Genomic DNA, 15,207 nt, shown 5'->3' on the forward strand with positions numbered 1-15,207 from the left:
ACTCATTCTGCAGACAATCCGCAAATCCCTTCGTCAAGCCGTGTCCTCGGCACGTGTCAGACGGTTATGCCGGGTGGGGGAGCTCCGCGTCGGAGCCAAGGAAGCAGGAAAAAGCAATGCGCGTTGGAAGTTTCGTGTTGGCGGCCCAGTTCCCGGGGCAGGGCGAGGGGGAGGCGCTGCACCGCGCGGTCCGCTCGGCCGAGGTCGCGGAAGAGGCGGGGCTCGACTCGGTCTGGCTGGCCGAACACCACTTCGTGCCGTACGGCACCTGTCCGTCGGCGATCACCCTGGCCGCGCTGCTGCTCGGCCGCACCCGCCGGATCCGGATCGGCACCGCCGTGACCGTGCTGCCCACCGCCCACCCGGTCGCCGTCGGCGAACAGGCGGCGCTGCTGCACCTGACGAGCGGCGGGCGCTTCTCGCTGGGCGTCGGGCGCGGCGGACCCTGGGTCGACCTGGAGGTCTTCGGCTCCGGTCTGGAGGCCTACGAGACGGGGTTCCCGGAATCACTCGATCTGCTGGTGCGCTGGCTGCGCGAACCGTCGGTCGCGGCCTCGGGAGACCGCTTCTCCTTCCGTGAGGTCCCGGTCGTCCCACGGCCCTCGGAGTCCCTGTCGGGCCCACCCGGGCCCGAGGTCGTCGTCGCCTGCACCTCGCCGAAGAGCGTGCGGCTCGCCGCCGAGCGCGGGCTGCCGATGCTGCTCGGGATGCATGTGGGCGACGAGGAGAAGGCGGAGATGGTCGGCCTGTGGCGGGAGCACGCGCGCGCGAGCGGACGGACACCGGACGAGATCCGGGCGGTGGCCCATGTCTCGGCCGGCGTCTGCCAGATCGCCGACCGGCGCACGGACGCGGCGGAGACCCTCTTGAAGGCGATGCCGGGCTGGCTGAAGCAGGGCCTGGAGGCCCATGTGACGGTGGACGGCCGGCACCGGACGATGCGGGACCCCCTGGCCTACACCGAACTGCTCTGCGGGCTGCACCCGGTGGGCACGCCCCGGCTGTGCGCGGACCGGCTCGCGGCGACGAGCGAGCGAACCGGCATCTCCCGTTTCGCCCTGCTCGTCGAGGGCTCGGGCGACCTCGCGGCCACCGAGGAGAACGTACGCCGGCTGGGCACCGAGGTGCTCCCGCACCTCGGCTGAACCAGGGGCCCGCGACAGGCCCCGGGCCTGCCCTGCCGGAAGCTTGCCGCCCCGGTACTCCATGCACCTCCCGCGTACGGAGCGGCAAGCAAACGGCTCACGGGGTCAGCAGTCCCGGAGCTCCGGGGACTGGTTCAACAGCTGGTTGCGCACCGAGGTGAAGCGAGCCAGCGTCTCGTCGACCGAGGAGTCCAACGGGAACACCGCCACCCGGTGGCAGTTCTGGAAGGCCAGCCGCACACCGAAGTGCCGCTGCAGCGCGCCGCGTATCGCGTCACTCGCAAGCGCACGCAGCAGCTGGCCACGCGCCTGCTCGTCCGGCGGGGGCGTCTGGTTGTCGGCGAACTCTCCACCGTCGACCTTCAGCTGAGCCACCAGGGAGCTGATCATCTCCCATGCGTAGGGCAGGGAGGTCCGGACGCAGTCGACGAAGGCGGCTTCGTCGACCTCGCCTCGCTCGGCCTGTTCCAGTAGGGCCGGTGAGACGTCGAGCGACATGAGTTCTCCTCTCGCACCCCCGAACAACAGGGGTTGCCGGACAGGGACGGGAGTTCACTTCCCGAACACGCTGCGTGCACGGATCGCGACCTCCCGTTTACTACGGTAGGCAACAGACCGTGACGGCACCAGAAGAATGCGTGCATGGGCAACTCCCAGTGGGCACACAATCGGCCACAACCGAACAGGGCTTATCCAGGGCGAATCGCGTGCACACCAGCCCGTCGAGTAGCGTTGCCGACCATGCGTCTCGTCATTGCCCGATGCTCCGTCGACTACGCGGGCCGGCTCACCGCCCACCTCCCGTCCGCACCCCGTCTGATCCTGGTGAAGGCGGACGGCAGCGTGTCCATCCACGCGGACGACCGGGCCTACAAGCCCCTGAACTGGATGTCCCCGCCGTGCTCGTTGAAGGAGGGCACCGGTGACGAGGACGGCGTGTGGACCGTCACCAACAAGGCGGGCGAGAAGCTCATCATCACGATGGAGGAGATCCTCCACGACTCCTCGCACGAACTCGGCGTCGATCCGGGCCTGATCAAGGACGGCGTGGAAGCACACCTCCAGGAACTGCTCGCGGACCGCATCGAAACGCTGGGCGAGGGCTACTCGCTGATCCGGCGCGAGTACATGACGGCCATCGGCCCGGTGGACATCCTGTGCCGGGACGCCGAGGGGCGGACGGTCGCGGTGGAGATCAAGCGCCGGGGCGAGATCGACGGCGTGGAGCAGCTCACGCGCTACCTGGAGCTGCTGAACCGCGATCCCCATCTGGCCCCGGTCCGCGGCATCTTCGCGGCCCAGGAGATCAAGCCCCAGGCCCGCGTCCTCGCGACGGACCGGGGAATCGGTTGCGCGGTGCTCGACTACGACGCGCTGCGGGGCATCGAGGACGACAAGCTGCGGCTGTTCTGAGTTCTCTGTCCCTCTCCTACGACGCCTCTACGACGACGAAGGCCGGGTCCTGGGAAAGGACCCGGCCTTCGTGTGCCGTGCGGCGCCTCAGATCACCTCGGCCGAGGTGCTGGGGCTCTCCGGCGCGCTCGCGGAACTGCTCGTCTCCGCGGGGGCGCTGGAGGTGGCGGGACCACTGGCCGAGTCCGAGGTGGACGGCGTCGTGGACGGCTCCGTCTCGGTCGGCGTCGGAGTCGGGGTCGGCGTCGTCTCGGTCTCGCTCGGCGTCGGAGTCGGCGTCGAGGACGTCGGCGGCCTGGTGGTCGACGGCGGCCTCGTCGTCGAACTCGGCGGCTTCGTGGTCGGCTTGGTCGGATCCTCGCCCGGACCGTCCGAGCCGCTCGGGTCGTCCGACGGCTCGGCGGGGTCGTCCGTCGGCGTCGGGTCGTCCGACGTGCCGAGGGTGCCGTCCGGCCCGGGGTCCGTCGGCCGGCTCGTCGCCGTGCCGGTGTCGCCCGAACCCTCGCCGTCGTCCGCCTTGTCGGCGCCCAGGCTGTCGTCGCCCGGGTCCTGGCTGGCCGAGGGGTTGACGCCCACTTGGTCGGACGGGGTGCCGGTCTCGCCCTCGGACGTGGCGCCGAGGGTGACGACCGTGCCGAGCACCGCCACCAGCAGCGCCCCCGCGCCGGCCGCGACGAGGTTGCGCTTGGCGAGGCCCTTCAGGCCGCCCCGCGCCTTGCGCGAGGGACCGGGGGACGAGGTGCGGTGGATGACCAGCGGCGGGTCGCTCGCGGGCGGCTGGAGCGGCGGGAACGGAGCCGGGATGCCACCGGGCGGCGACTGCGACTCCTCGTGCCGGGCGTCCGGCACCTCCTCCCCCGCCATGGCGCCGATCCCGGCCACGAAACCGACGCCGGGCGTGTCCCCGGTGCGGTCGGCGACCAGCGCCAGCGCCCGTCGGCCCGCGACGGTGCCCCGCTTGTCCGCGAGGGCGCCCCGCAGACCGATGGAGGCCTCCAGTTCCGCGCGGGCCCGGTCGAACTGTCCGCCGCAGAGCGCGAGGATGCCCAACTCATGGTGGAAATAGGCCTGTTCTCCCACGTCCCCGGCGAGCCTGGCGGCCTCGGCGCCGGACCGCAGGGCCCGCTCCCAGGCGCTCCAGTGCAACCCGGCGGCGAAGGCGGGCGCCGCGGTCCGGGCGAGCAGGACCGTCGGGTTCTCCTCGCCCTCCTCGGGCGCCGTGGACGTCGGCACCAGCACGCTCAGTGCGGCGAGCAGGGCGTCCGCCTCGGCGCACACCCGCTCCGGGGTGACCGAGGGGTGCCCGGACCACCAGGCGTAGTGCTGGGCGGCGGCCAGGGCGCCGGCCTCGACGCCCTCGGCGTACCCGGCGGCCGCCAGCTGGGTGCGGACGCCCGCCGCGAGGCGGTAGCGGGTGCCGACCGGGGAGACCAGACCGCAGGCGGCCAGCTCGCCGAGCGCGGCGTCCGCGTGGGTGTCGCCGACGAGGGCGGGCAGATGGGCCTGGTGCGGCACCTCGCCGCCGAGCGCGACGGCGATGCGCAGGGCGGCGCGGGCGGAGGCGCTGAGCCGGGAGGCGAGCAGCGGGGCGGGCGCGGCCGCCTCGCCGAGCGCCGGCAGGGGTATCTCCACCCCGTCCTCGGCGTCGAACGGCACGTCGACGGGCGCGTCCAGGGGCAGCGAGTCCTCGAAGACGCCGTACTCGTCGACGGCCCCGGCCCCGGCCCGCAGCTGGTCGCGCTGGCGCAGCAGGGCGCCGGCCTGGACGAAGCGCAGCGGCAGGCCCTCGGACTCGAACCACAGGTCGCCGGCCCAGTTGGCCTCGTCCTCGGTGAGCGCCCGGCCGACGGCCCGCTCCAGCAGGTCGAGTCCGTCGGCCCGCTCCAGACCGCCGAGGAAGACCTCTTCCAGCGCGGAGTCGGCGGACGGTGCGGGCACCTCGGGGGTGGCCGCGATCAGGAACGCGCACTCGGGCGTGGCGTCGAGCAGTTCGTCGAGGGCGGCGCCGCCGATCTCGATGTCGTCGAGGACGACGACCGCGCCGATCTCCCGGACGCAGGCGAGCAGTTCGTCGCGGTCCGGGCGGTGCAGGGGTGCGTCGTAGACGGCGTAGAGAAGGTCGTGGAGCAGGTCGCTCGCGGTGCGGTGGAAGCCGTTCAGCCGGACCACGCCGTCGGGGGCGAGGTCCGCGCAGTCCTCGGCGACGACGTCGAGGAGGCTGGTACGGCCGGAACCGCCGGGACCGGTCAGGCGTACGGAGCGGCCGCGGGCGAGCAGCCGGACGAGCCGTTCGCGCTCCTCCTGGCGGGCCAGCAGGGGCAGTTCCGGCTGGGGCGGTCCGGGCGGGACCGGCGGCCTGGCCGCGCGGTCGGCCTCGGCGCGGGCGGCCGGGGTGAGCTTCGCCGGACGGGTCGGGCGTTCGCCGGGCGGGCATGCCTCGATCTCGCTGCCGTCGACCGGATTGACGGTGAGCAGGAAGTCGCCCGAGACGAGCTGGACGGTCCGGGCCAGTGCGGGCGTGTGCTGTCCGAAGTCGGGTGTGAGGGGGTCCCTGGGCGGGCGCTGGCGCGGCGCGTCGGCGCCGTCGTCCTGGCCGTACTCCTCGGGTCCCCGGTTGTTCGGGTCCATAGGTTTCAAGCCCCCCAAAAGCGTCGTGTGCTGACCCCTCCCGGCCGTTGTGCACACCGCGCTGTCGCTTCTGGTCCGGGCCCGCTCGAAGGGTTGTCACGCAGCGGGCGACCGAACCCTAAACCTTCGCACAGTATCTCCGACAGGCCGGGGTACCGCGCCGTCCGAGACGTCACAGCTTCGTGAGGATTGTGCGCGAGGTGCGCTTCGCGACCGGAACGTCCCGGCCGCTGAACCCCTCCCGTGCCGGTCGTCACACGCGCGGCAGCGACTCCACCCCGATACCGCCCTCGATGGCGAGGATCCGGTGCAGCCGGGTGGCCACCAGCAGGCGCTGCATCTGCGGCGGCACCGCGCGCAGCACCAGGCGTCTGCCGCAGCGGCCGGCCCGCCGGTGCGCCCCCATGATCACCCCGAGTCCGGTGGCGTCCCAGAATTCCAGCTCGGACAGGTCCAGCACGAGATCGCCGACTCCGTCGTCGACGGCCGAGTGCAGGACCGTACGGGCGTCCGCCGCGCTGCGGACGTCGAGGCGGCCCCCGACGACCAGCTCGGCGTGGTCGCCCTTGATGTGCATAGCGCTCCCCTAAGCGTGCGTCTCGTGCTCCGCGATGTGTGTCCGGTGATGCAACCTCTGACGGCGGGAAGCGGTCAGAGGTTGCCGTCTGTAAGCGAACCGATACCGAATTCACCCCGGGGAGTGATACTCCCGGGGCCTGTGCGGTTTCAGTGGCTCAGTGCTTGTAGAAGCCCTGCCCGCTCTTGCGGCCGATGTCACCGGCGTCAACCATCCGGCGCATCAGCTCCGGCGGAGCGAACTTCTCGTCCTGGGACTCGGTGTAGATGTTGCTGGTGGCGTGCAGCAGGATGTCGACACCGGTGAGGTCCGCCGTGGCGAGCGGGCCCATGGCGTGGCCGAAGCCCAGCTTGCAGGCGAGGTCGATGTCCTCGGCGGTCGCGACGCCCGACTCGTAGAGCTTGGCGGCCTCGACGACGAGGGCGGAGATCAGGCGGGTGGTGACGAAGCCGGCGACGTCGCGGTTCACGACGATGCAGGTCTTGCCGACGGATTCGGCGAACTCCCGCGCGGTGGCCAGGGTTTCGTCGCTGGTCTTGTAGCCGCGCACCAGCTCGCACAGCTGCATCATCGGCACCGGCGAGAAGAAGTGCGTGCCGACGACCCGTTCGGGACGCTCCGTCACGGCCGCGATCTTGGTGATCGGGATCGCGGAGGTGTTGGAGGCGAGCACCGCGTCGTCCCGCACGATCTTGTCGAGCGCGCGGAAGATCTCGTGCTTGACCTCGAGCTTCTCGAAGACGGCCTCGACGACGATGTCGGCGTCGGCGCAGGCGTCCAGGTCGGTGGTGGCGGTGATCCGGCCGAGGGCGGAGTCGGCGTCGTGCGCCTCGAGCTTGCCCTTGCCGACGAACTTGTCGTACGAGGCCTTGATGCCGTCGGTGCCCCGCTTCAGGGCCTCTTCGGTGACGTCGCGCAGAACGACGTCCCAGCCCGCCTGAGCGGAGACCTGGGCGATGCCGGAACCCATCAAGCCGGCGCCGATGACGGCAAGCTTCCGTGCCACTGTGCGACTCCCCATTACACGCTGTTTACGTTGCCTCTCGGCCGGACCCTAGCGTTCGTGAGGCGCTGTGTGACCGGTTAGTAACGCGAGTCACGTCTCATCTGACGGACATCACACCGGCAGGGGTCATTCCGCGCCACGGACGGCGTAGTTGAGCACCATCTCGCCCAACAGGTCCTCGATGTCGTCGAGAAGGACGAGCACTTCGCGTGACACTTCGTCCGGATTGCGCCCCTTGAGCATCTCGCGGCCGACGGAGACGAAGACGGTGTGATGGGTCCAGGCGATCTGACCGGCGACCAGTCCGGGGAGCCGGTCGGCGTCGGAGGCGCGGACCTCCGCGCGCAGGGTGGCTTCGAGGTGGTCGTTGATCTCCTGCTGGAGACTCCACAGCCGGGACCGCAGCGTCGGCGCCTCGTGGATGACGCGCATGAAGCGGTCGTACCCCTCCATGAGGCCGATCCGCGGCGAGACCGCCTCGGCCTCGGCGCGCAGTTCGCGCAGTACGGCGCGGGCGGCCGACTCCCCCACGTCCCGTCCGCGCACCCAGCGCGAGAGCTGCTCGACGACTCCGGCGGACCGGTCGAAGAACAGGTCCTCCTTGGCCGGGAAGTAGTTGTAGACGGTGTTCACGGAGACGTCGGCGGCCTCCGCCACCTCCGCGATGGTCACGGTCACGAAGCCGTGCTCCAGGAACAGCCCGGTGGCGATGTCCGAGATCCGCTGTCTCGTCTCGCGCTTCTTCCGCTCCCTGAGCCCTTCCGCCATGCCGCCATCCTAGCTTCGATGGGCTCACTTAAATTTTGGGGTCATTGCAAACTTTAAGAGACTCTGTTTTTCTTGGGCCATGCCCATCATCAGTACGGCCTCGCTGGCCCGTACCTTCCGGACGAAGACCGGCACGGTGGAAGCCGTCCGCGGGGTCGACCTCACCGTCCGCGAAGGGGAGATCCTCGGGTTCCTCGGACCCAACGGCGCCGGGAAGACGACCACCCTGCGGATGCTCACCACCCTCCTGAGACCCACCGGCGGCGCCGCCACCGTGGCCGGGCACGACCTCGCGACCGACCCCGCGGGGGTGCGCCGGGCGTGCGGTTACGTGGCCCAGTCGGGCGGAGTCGACCCGCAGATCTCGGTGCGCGAGGAACTGGTCACCCAGGGACGCCTGTACCGGCTGACGAAGGACCGGGCGGCCCGGCGTGCCGCCGAACTCGCCCGCGATCTCGGCCTCACGGAACTGCTCGACCGCAAGTGCGGCGCGCCCTCCGGCGGTCAGCGGCGCCGTCTCGACATCGCGATGGCCCTCACCCACCGGCCGAAGGTGCTGTTCCTCGACGAACCGACGACCGGCCTCGACCCCGCGAGCCGGGCCGACCTGTGGGAGCTGGTGCGGCGGCTGCGCGACGAGCACGGCACGACCGTCCTCCTGACCACGCACTACCTCGACGAGGCCGACGCCCTCGCCGACCGGCTGGTCGTCGTCGACCAGGGCGTGGTCGTGGCCGAGGGCACCCCGAGCGCCCTGAAGCTGAAGTACGGCGGCTCGATCGACGCCTCCCTCCAGGACACCTTCCTCGCCGTCACCGGCCGCGGTCCCGCCCCGGCCGACGCCGCCCCCGTAGCCGTATAGGAAACCGATGCTCCTTCACGACACCGCGCTCATCTACGGCCGGTACCTCCGCCAGTCCCTGCGCTCCCGGTTCGCGCTGCTCTTCGGCGTGCTGATGCCGTTGCTGTACCTGCTCTTCTTCGGACCGCTGCTCACCGATCTGCCGCTGGGCGCGCGGGGCAGTTCCTGGCAGGTGCTCGTGCCCGGGCTGCTGCTCCAACTGGGCCTGTTCGGGGCGTCGTTCGCGGGCTTCGCGGTCATCATCGAGTCGGGCCAGGGCGTGCTGGAGCGCATGCGCGTGACCCCCGTCAGCCGGCTCGCCCTGCTGCTCGGACGCGTCCTGCGCGACGCCACCGTGTTCGTCTTCCAGGCGGTGCTGCTGGTGCTGGCCGCGCTGGTGATGGGGCTGCGGGCGCCCCTGCCCGGCGTGCTGATCGGCTTCGCGTTCGTCGCGCTGCTGACGGTGTCGCTGGCCTCGCTGTCGTACGCGCTCGCCCTGAAGGTCCGTACCCCGCAGGAGTTCGGCCCCGCGGTCAACGCCATGACGATGCCGATGATGCTGCTGTCGGGCCTGATGCTGCCGATGACACTGGGGCCGGCGTGGCTGGACGACCTGTCCCACTTCGTCCCGTTCCGCTATCTCGTGGACGCGGTGCGCGACGCCTACGTCGGTGCGTACGCCACGCAGCACATGCTCTACGGCGTCCTGGTCGCGGGCGCTTTCGCCGCCCTGGCCGTGACGGTCGGCACACGCGTGTTCCGAACCGCCGGAGCGTAACTACGCTGGCCTCATGGTCAATCTGACGCGCATCTACACCAGGACCGGCGACCGCGGCACCACGGCGCTCGGGGACATGAGCCGGGTCGCCAAGACCGATCTGCGGATCTCGGCGTACGCCGACACCAATGAGGCGAACGCCGTGATCGGGACGGCGATCGCGCTCGGCGGCCTGGACGAGGAGGTCGTGAAGGTCCTCACCCGCGTGCAGAACGACCTGTTCGACGTGGGCGCGGACCTGTCGACGCCGGTGGTGGAGAACCCCGAGTTCCCGCCGCTGCGGGTCGAGCAGTTCTACATCGACAAGCTGGAGGCCGACTGCGACCGCTTCAACGAGCGGCTGGAGAAGCTGCGGTCCTTCATCCTGCCCGGCGGCACCCCGGGCGCGGCCCTGCTCCACCAGGCCTGCACGGTCGTGCGCCGGGCGGAGCGGTCGACGTGGGCCGCGATGGAGGTCCACGGCGAGGTCATGAACCCGCTCACCGCGACCTACCTCAACCGGCTATCGGATCTGCTCTTCATTCTCGCGCGTACGGCCAACCAGGCGGTCGGGGACGTGCTCTGGGTCCCCGGCGGGGAGCGCTGACCTCCCGGACGGCGCCTTCTTCGGCCAGATCGCGTAGGACAGCGCGATCAGGCCGTGGATGCCGGCCGCCCGCCAGGCGATGAAGATCCAGCTCTCCAGGGAGCCCGTGCGGCTCGGGTCGTCGACGTACCACATGGCGATCAGCAGCAGCACACTCGCGACGGCGGCGGCCGTGACACTGCCCAGCCACACCTTGCCCTCGTGGCGGGCCCGGGCCATGCCGTAGCGGGGCGGGCCCACCGGCCGCCCGGCGCCGCCGAAGCGGTGGGCGGCGTGACCGTCGAGCCACTTCACCGTGCGATGCCCGTGGCCGACCGTGTAGCCGATGTACAGCGCGGCGAGGCCGTGCTTCCAGCTCGGGTCGGCGCCGTTCTTCAGGTCCACCGCGGTGGCGACCAGCAGCACCACCTCCAGCAACGGCTCGCACAGCAGCAGGGCGAGCCCGGTGCGCGGCATCCGCAGCGGGTAGCGGAAGGCGAGACCCGCCGCCAGCAGCACCCAGAAGCCGACCTCACAGGCGATGATCAGTCCGACGATCACGACACGCTCCTCTCGGTCACCCTTCCAGGCTCCCGGCGCGCGGCGCGGCTTTCGTCGTCGGCGGTGACGAACCGGCGGTACATCGAAAGATGCAGTACGGGACCCTTCCCCGGGATCAGGCGGCGAGGCCGCGGGCCGTGTTGGATGGATCCATGGCCGTACCGCTCCCCCGCCCGCACCGCGACGACGTCCGGATCGCGTTCGCCGGGCTGCTCGGCGGGCTGCTCATCTGGGGCGTCGGGCTCGGCACCCGCCCCTCCGACGACCCGATCGTGCTCTGGGAGGGCCGCTGGCCGGTCCTGGTGCCGCTCACCGTCATGGCCGCCTGCGAGCTGCTGCGCCGCACCCGCCCCCGGACCGGCCTGATCGTCGGAACGGTCGCGATCGTCGCGGACACCCTCACCCAGGGCAACCTGGCGACGGTCGTGATGTTCACGGACCTGATCTACGCGGCCGTCCTGTACGGCCCGCCCGCCACCGCGCGCCGGGTGCCACGGATCACCGGTCTGCTGACGGTGGTCGGCACGGTGGTGCCCGTCGCGGTCTGGCAGGAGCCGGAGGCGCTGCTGATCGGCGTGGTCACCGGGATCATCGCCTTCACCCCGGCCGCCACCGGCTGGATCGTCCGCAACCACCGGGACGCCGCCGAGGCCGCCCGGCTGCACGCCGAACAGACCGCGCTGCTCGCGGAGATGGACCGCGCCCAGGCGGTCACCGCCGAACGCGCCCGGATGGCCCGCGAACTGCACGACATGGTCGCCAACCACCTCTCCGCCATCGCCATCCACTCCACCGCCGCGCTCTCCCTGGACGACCCGAAGACCTCCCAGGAGGCCCTCACGGTGATCCGGGAGAACAGCGTCGAGGGACTCGCCGAGATGCGCCGGCTCATCGGCATCCTGCGCGACAGCAGCGGCGACCTGGAACCGGCGGCGGCCCCCACGCTCGACGGACTCGGCGCGCTCGTGGAGAGCGCCCGCACCAACGGCCTCGACGTCCGTCTCGACACCGAGCACGGCAAGCTCCCCGCCCCCGTCGAACTCGCCGCCTACCGCATCGTCCAGGAGTCCCTCACCAACGCCCTCAAGCACGCCTCCCCCGGCCGGGTCACGGTCACCCTCGCCCAGCGCGACGGCGTCCTCGACGTGACGATCACCAGCCCCTACGGCGACCATGACGGCCCTCGCGCCCCCGGTTCCGGAGCCGGTCTGGTCGGGATGCGGGAGCGGGCCGCGCTGCTGGAGGGCGGCTTCGAGGCGGCCCCGGAGACCTCGGCGGAGGGCAGGATCTGGGCCGTGCGTGCCACGCTTCCCGTGACCGAAGGAGACCGAGAATGATCCGCGTCCTCGTCGCCGAGGACCAGTCCGCCGTTCGCGCCGGACTGGTCCTGATCCTGCGCAGCGCGCCCGACATCGAGGTGGTCGGCGAGGCGGCGGACGGCGAGCAGGCGGTGGCGCTGGCCCGCGAGCTGCGCCCCGACCTGGTGCTGATGGACGTACAGATGCCGCGTCTGGACGGGGTGTCGGCGACCCGGACGGTGGTCGGGGAACAGCTCGCGGACGTGCTCGTGCTGACGACGTTCGACCTCGACGAGTACGTGTTCGGCGCGCTCCGGGCGGGCGCGTCCGGGTTCCTGCTGAAGAACACCGACGCCCGGGATCTCCTGGAGGCCGTACGGACGGTGGCGCGCGGCGAGGGTGTCGTCGCCCCGGCCGTCACCCGGCGGCTGATCGCCGAGTTCGCCGCCGGACCCGTGCGCGAGCCGAAAACCGATCCGGCGGTGCTCGAATCGCTGACCCGGCGGGAGCGCGAGGTGCTGTCCTGTCTCGGCGAGGGGCTGTCCAACGCGGACATCGCGGCCCGCCTGGAGATGGCGGAGGCGACGGTGAAGACGCACGTCAGCCGGTTGCTGGGGAAGCTGGAGCTGCGCAGCCGGGTCCAAGCGGCGGTGCTGGCGCAGGAGTTGGGGATCTAGCGTTACCGCTCACCAAAGTGGTCTGGACCTATTGACCTGTGGTCCAGACCTTTCTATTCTCGCGGCACCGTGGGCGAGAAGGCTCAGTCCCGCCCCAACACCCCTTTCAGAAAAGGGAGGCGCAGCATGCGCTTCAGACACAGAGCCGCGGCAGGGTTCGCGACCCTGTTGCTCCCCTTCGCCGGCCTGGTCGGCCTCGCGAGCCCCGCCCAGGCGGCCACCGAGGCCACCGCCACCTACGTCAAGACCCAGGACTGGGGCTCCGGCTTCGAGGGCAAGTGGACGGTGAAGAACACCGGCACCACGACCCTCACCTCCTGGGCCGTCGAGTGGGACTTCCCCTCCGGCACCTCCGTCGGCTCCGGCTGGGACGCCGACTTCAGCTCCTCCGGCACCCACTGGACCGCCAAGAACAAGTCCTGGAACGGCACCCTCGCCCCCGGCGCCTCCGTCTCCTTCGGGTTCAACGGCACCGGCTCCGGCTCCCCGGCCAACTGCAAGCTCAACGGCGGCAGTTGTGACGGCGGCTCGGTCCCCGGCGACGCGGCTCCCTCCGCGCCGGGCACCCCGACCGCCTCCGGCGTCACCGACACCTCGGTGAAGCTCTCCTGGAGCGCGGCCACCGACGACAAGGGCATCAAGAACTACGACGTCCTGCGCGGCGGCACCAAGGTCGCGACGGTGACGACCACGTCGTACACGGACACCGGTCTGACCGCAGGCACGGACTACTCCTACACCGTGCAGGCCCGGGACACCGCCGACCAGACCGGACCGGTCAGCGGCGCGGTCGCGGTCCGCACCACCGGCGGCGGCACCGACCCCGACCCGGAGCCCGGCTCCAAGGTCAACCTCGGCTACTTCACCGAGTGGGGCGTCTACGGCCGCAACTACCACGTCAAGAACCTGGTCTCCTCCGGCTCCGCGTCGAAGATCACGCACATCAACTACGCGTTCGGCAACGTCAAGAACGGTCAGTGCACCGTCGATGACACCTACGCCGCCTACGACAAGGCCTACACCGCCGACCAGTCGGTCAGCGGCACCGCCGACACCTGGGACCAGCCGCTGCGCGGCAACTTCAACCAGCTGCGTCAGCTGAAGGCCAAGTACCCGCACATCAAGGTGCTGTACTCCTTCGGCGGCTGGACCTACTCCGGCGGCTTCGGCCAGGCCGCGCAGAACGCGGCCGCGTTCGCCAAGTCCTGCAAGGCCGTGGTCGAGGACCCGCGCTGGGCCGATGTCTTCGACGGCATCGACATCGACTGGGAGTACCCGAACGCCTGTGGTCTGACCTGTGACACCTCGGGCCCGGCGGCCTTCAAGAACCTCTCCCAGGCACTGCGCGCCGAGTTCGGCTCGAACTACCTCATCACCGCGGCCATCACCGCCGACGGCTCCTCCGGCGGCAAGATCGACGCGGCCGACTACGGCGGCGCCGCCCAGTACCTCGACTGGTACAACGTGATGACGTACGACTACTTCGGCGCCTGGGACAAGACCGGCCCGACGGCCCCGCACTCCCCGCTCACGTCGTACAGCGGCATCCCGAAGGACGGCTTCAACTCCGCGGCCGCCATCGCCAAGCTCAAGGCCAAGGGCGTCCCGGCGAGCAAGCTCCTGCTCGGCATCGGCTTCTACGGCCGCGGCTGGACCGGCGTCACCCAGTCCGCCCCCGGCGGCACGGCGACCGGCCCGGCGACCGGCACCTACGAGGCGGGCATCGAGGACTACAAGATCCTCAAGAACTCCTGCCCCGCCACCGGAACCGTCGGCGGCACGGCGTACGCCCACTGCGGCAGCAACTGGTGGTCCTACGACACCCCGGCCACCATCGGCACCAAGATGAGCTGGGCCAAGAGCCAGGGCCTGGGCGGTGCCTTCTTCTGGGAGTTCAGCGGCGACACCAGCAACGGTGAGCTGGTGAGCGCCATCAGCAACGGGCTGAAGTAAGCACCTTCAGCTAGGCGACATTGACGCGCTGACCGGGCGGGGCTGCCTCAAGCCACGCGAGAAACCCGGTCAGCGCGTCTTCGCTCATCGCGAGCTCGAGCCGCGTGCCCCGGTGCAGACAGGTCAGGATGACGGCGTCGGACAGCAGCGCCAGCTCCTCCTCGCCCTCGGGCAGCCGGCGTCCGGCGACCTCGATGGCGGCGCGCTCCAGAACGCGGCGCGGGCGGTAGGCGTAGGAGAAGACGCGGTACCACTCGATGCGGTCGCCGTTGTAGCGGGCGACGCCGTAGGACCAGCCCTTGCCGCTGGTGTCGGTCTTCTCGGGAGTGTCCCAGCGCAGGGAGCAGTCGAAGGTGCCGCCGGAGCGCTGGATGAGTCTGCGGCGCAGCCCGAAGACGAACAGCCCGAGCACCACAAGGGCCACGACGATTCCGCACACAGTCAGAGCGAGGACCATCGACACCGACCTCCTCGTCTCCTAGGTACCTTCAGATCAGGTAACGGAACGGAAAAAACATCCATATCTGCCTCAGCCGCGGCCGGCCCCGGATCGCTCCGGTTCCAGCCGCGGCTGAGTGACGTCATCGCGTGGCGCGACCCCGCTGAATCTAGCGGGCCGCCGCGGCACGCAGGCGGACGTCGGCGCGACGCTCGGCGGCGGCGTCGCCCTCCGCCTTCGCACGCTCCAGCTCGCGCTCCGCGCGCTGGACGTCGATCTCGTCCGACAGCTCGGCGATCTCGGCCAGCAGCGACAGCTTGTTGTCCGCGAACGAGATGAAACCGCCGTGCACCGCGGCGACGACCGTTGCACCTTCACTCGTACGGATGGTCACCGGGCCCGACTCCAGCACACCGAGCAGCGGCTGGTGACCGGGCATGACGCCGATGTCGCCGGACGTGGTGCGCGCGACGACCAGGGTGGCCTGGCCGGACCAGACCTCTCGGTCGGCGGCGACCAGCGCGACGTGCAGCTCAGCAGCCAAGGGAGGCTCCTCGG

General features: G+C 71.0%; 16 protein-coding genes. 8 read left to right on the top strand and 8 right to left on the bottom strand.

Annotation, left to right across the window (positions count from 1 at the left end; all coding sequences use genetic code 11):
• Window positions 1-116 precede the first annotated feature (116 nt).
• Window positions 117-1,145 (top strand): LLM class flavin-dependent oxidoreductase, encoded by a 1,029-nt coding sequence (locus AC068Z_RS00335; protein WP_478550870.1) that lies wholly within the window; start codon window positions 117-119, stop codon window positions 1,143-1,145.
• A 105-nt stretch (window positions 1,146-1,250) separates the two neighbouring features.
• Here the strand turns inward: AC068Z_RS00335 and AC068Z_RS00340 are convergent, their stop codons facing one another.
• Entirely contained in the window at window positions 1,251-1,643 is a 393-nt protein-coding gene (locus AC068Z_RS00340) for an SCO5389 family protein (RefSeq protein ID WP_015657788.1), read from the bottom strand.
• A 243-nt stretch (window positions 1,644-1,886) separates the two neighbouring features.
• Between AC068Z_RS00340 and nucS the strand changes: the two genes are divergently transcribed.
• Window positions 1,887-2,558: an endonuclease NucS gene (gene nucS, locus AC068Z_RS00345; protein ID WP_478550872.1), complete on the top strand. Its 672-nt coding sequence runs from the start codon at window positions 1,887-1,889 to the stop codon at window positions 2,556-2,558.
• 87 nt (window positions 2,559-2,645) lie between these two features.
• Here the strand turns inward: nucS and AC068Z_RS00350 are convergent, their stop codons facing one another.
• From AC068Z_RS00350 to AC068Z_RS00365, 4 genes are all read right to left on the bottom strand, one after another.
• Window positions 2,646-5,186, bottom strand: coding sequence for an ATP-binding protein (locus tag AC068Z_RS00350; RefSeq protein WP_478550873.1), 2,541 nt, complete (start codon window positions 5,184-5,186; stop codon window positions 2,646-2,648).
• Between the two features lie 253 nt (window positions 5,187-5,439).
• Window positions 5,440-5,763 carry an STAS domain-containing protein gene (locus tag AC068Z_RS00355; RefSeq protein ID WP_478550875.1) on the bottom strand — a complete coding sequence of 108 codons (324 nt, stop codon included), beginning with the start codon at window positions 5,761-5,763 and terminating at the stop codon, window positions 5,440-5,442.
• Between the two features lie 157 nt (window positions 5,764-5,920).
• The gene (locus AC068Z_RS00360; protein ID WP_478550877.1) at window positions 5,921-6,769 is read right to left on the bottom strand and encodes a 3-hydroxyacyl-CoA dehydrogenase family protein; all 849 of its coding nucleotides are present in this window, start codon (window positions 6,767-6,769) and stop codon (window positions 5,921-5,923) included.
• Window positions 6,770-6,895: 126 nt separating this feature from the next.
• Entirely contained in the window at window positions 6,896-7,537 is a 642-nt protein-coding gene (locus AC068Z_RS00365; RefSeq protein WP_478550879.1) for a TetR/AcrR family transcriptional regulator, read from the bottom strand.
• A gap of 79 nt (window positions 7,538-7,616) precedes the next feature.
• On the opposite strand from AC068Z_RS00365, the gene AC068Z_RS00370 reads away from it, so the two are divergent.
• Genes AC068Z_RS00370 through AC068Z_RS00380 form a run of 3 tightly spaced genes read left to right on the top strand, consistent with a single transcriptional unit; the run spans window position 7,617 to window position 9,742 of the window.
• Window positions 7,617-8,399: an ATP-binding cassette domain-containing protein gene (locus AC068Z_RS00370; RefSeq protein WP_478550881.1), complete on the top strand. Its 783-nt coding sequence runs from the start codon at window positions 7,617-7,619 to the stop codon at window positions 8,397-8,399.
• 7 nt (window positions 8,400-8,406) lie between these two features.
• A complete protein-coding gene (locus tag AC068Z_RS00375) occupies window positions 8,407-9,156 on the top strand; it encodes an ABC transporter permease (protein WP_478550883.1) in 750 nt (249 codons plus the stop codon).
• A gap of 13 nt (window positions 9,157-9,169) precedes the next feature.
• A complete protein-coding gene (locus AC068Z_RS00380) occupies window positions 9,170-9,742 on the top strand; it encodes a cob(I)yrinic acid a,c-diamide adenosyltransferase (RefSeq protein ID WP_478550884.1) in 573 nt (190 codons plus the stop codon).
• On the opposite strand, the gene AC068Z_RS00385 is transcribed toward AC068Z_RS00380, so the two are convergent.
• On the bottom strand, window positions 9,659-10,282 hold the full coding sequence (locus AC068Z_RS00385) for a hypothetical protein (protein ID WP_478550885.1): 624 nt from the start codon (window positions 10,280-10,282) through the stop codon (window positions 9,659-9,661). The two genes, AC068Z_RS00380 and AC068Z_RS00385, sit on opposite strands and share 84 nt — an antisense overlap.
• Window positions 10,283-10,434: 152 nt before the next feature.
• Here AC068Z_RS00385 and AC068Z_RS00390 point away from each other — a divergent pair, with 152 nt between their 5' ends.
• The 3 genes from AC068Z_RS00390 to AC068Z_RS00400 all read left to right on the top strand — a co-directional run bounded on the left by AC068Z_RS00390 (window position 10,435) and on the right by AC068Z_RS00400 (window position 14,210).
• Window positions 10,435-11,619, top strand: a complete 1,185-nt coding sequence (locus AC068Z_RS00390) for a sensor histidine kinase (RefSeq protein ID WP_478550887.1) — start codon at window positions 10,435-10,437, stop codon at window positions 11,617-11,619.
• On the top strand, window positions 11,616-12,257 hold the full coding sequence (locus AC068Z_RS00395) for a response regulator (RefSeq protein WP_478550889.1): 642 nt from the start codon (window positions 11,616-11,618) through the stop codon (window positions 12,255-12,257). The genes AC068Z_RS00390 and AC068Z_RS00395 overlap by 4 nt, the downstream gene beginning before the upstream one ends.
• A gap of 126 nt (window positions 12,258-12,383) precedes the next feature.
• Complete coding sequence (locus AC068Z_RS00400; RefSeq protein WP_478550891.1) at window positions 12,384-14,210, top strand: glycosyl hydrolase family 18 protein; 1,827 nt, start codon at window positions 12,384-12,386, stop codon at window positions 14,208-14,210.
• A gap of 10 nt (window positions 14,211-14,220) precedes the next feature.
• Here the strand turns inward: AC068Z_RS00400 and AC068Z_RS00405 are convergent, their stop codons facing one another.
• Window positions 14,221-14,667, bottom strand: coding sequence for a DUF2550 domain-containing protein (locus AC068Z_RS00405; protein ID WP_315886266.1), 447 nt, complete (start codon window positions 14,665-14,667; stop codon window positions 14,221-14,223).
• 151 nt (window positions 14,668-14,818) lie between these two features.
• Window positions 14,819-15,193, bottom strand: a complete 375-nt coding sequence (locus AC068Z_RS00410; protein ID WP_478550893.1) for a F0F1 ATP synthase subunit epsilon — start codon at window positions 15,191-15,193, stop codon at window positions 14,819-14,821.
• Window positions 15,194-15,207 lie beyond the last annotated feature (14 nt).

It is taken from the genome of Streptomyces sp. NPDC043726 (genome assembly GCF_056436565.1).

Bases quoted from the DNA above. Each gene is read 5' to 3' on its own strand.
- AC068Z_RS00335 (WP_478550870.1), top strand. From the start codon at position 117: ATGCGCGTTGGAAGTTTCGTGTTGGCGGCCCAGTTCCCGGGGCAGGGC.
- AC068Z_RS00340 (WP_015657788.1), bottom strand. From the start codon at position 1,643: ATGTCGCTCGACGTCTCACCGGCCCTACTGGAACAGGCCGAGCGAGGC.
- nucS (WP_478550872.1), top strand. From the start codon at position 1,887: ATGCGTCTCGTCATTGCCCGATGCTCCGTCGACTACGCGGGCCGGCTC.
- AC068Z_RS00350 (WP_478550873.1), bottom strand. From the start codon at position 5,186: ATGGACCCGAACAACCGGGGACCCGAGGAGTACGGCCAGGACGACGGC.
- AC068Z_RS00355 (WP_478550875.1), bottom strand. From the start codon at position 5,763: ATGCACATCAAGGGCGACCACGCCGAGCTGGTCGTCGGGGGCCGCCTC.
- AC068Z_RS00365 (WP_478550879.1), bottom strand. From the start codon at position 7,537: ATGGCGGAAGGGCTCAGGGAGCGGAAGAAGCGCGAGACGAGACAGCGG.
- AC068Z_RS00370 (WP_478550881.1), top strand. From the start codon at position 7,617: ATGCCCATCATCAGTACGGCCTCGCTGGCCCGTACCTTCCGGACGAAG.
- AC068Z_RS00375 (WP_478550883.1), top strand. From the start codon at position 8,407: ATGCTCCTTCACGACACCGCGCTCATCTACGGCCGGTACCTCCGCCAG.
- AC068Z_RS00380 (WP_478550884.1), top strand. From the start codon at position 9,170: ATGGTCAATCTGACGCGCATCTACACCAGGACCGGCGACCGCGGCACC.
- AC068Z_RS00390 (WP_478550887.1), top strand. From the start codon at position 10,435: ATGGCCGTACCGCTCCCCCGCCCGCACCGCGACGACGTCCGGATCGCG.
- AC068Z_RS00395 (WP_478550889.1), top strand. From the start codon at position 11,616: ATGATCCGCGTCCTCGTCGCCGAGGACCAGTCCGCCGTTCGCGCCGGA.
- AC068Z_RS00400 (WP_478550891.1), top strand. From the start codon at position 12,384: ATGCGCTTCAGACACAGAGCCGCGGCAGGGTTCGCGACCCTGTTGCTC.
- AC068Z_RS00405 (WP_315886266.1), bottom strand. From the start codon at position 14,667: ATGGTCCTCGCTCTGACTGTGTGCGGAATCGTCGTGGCCCTTGTGGTG.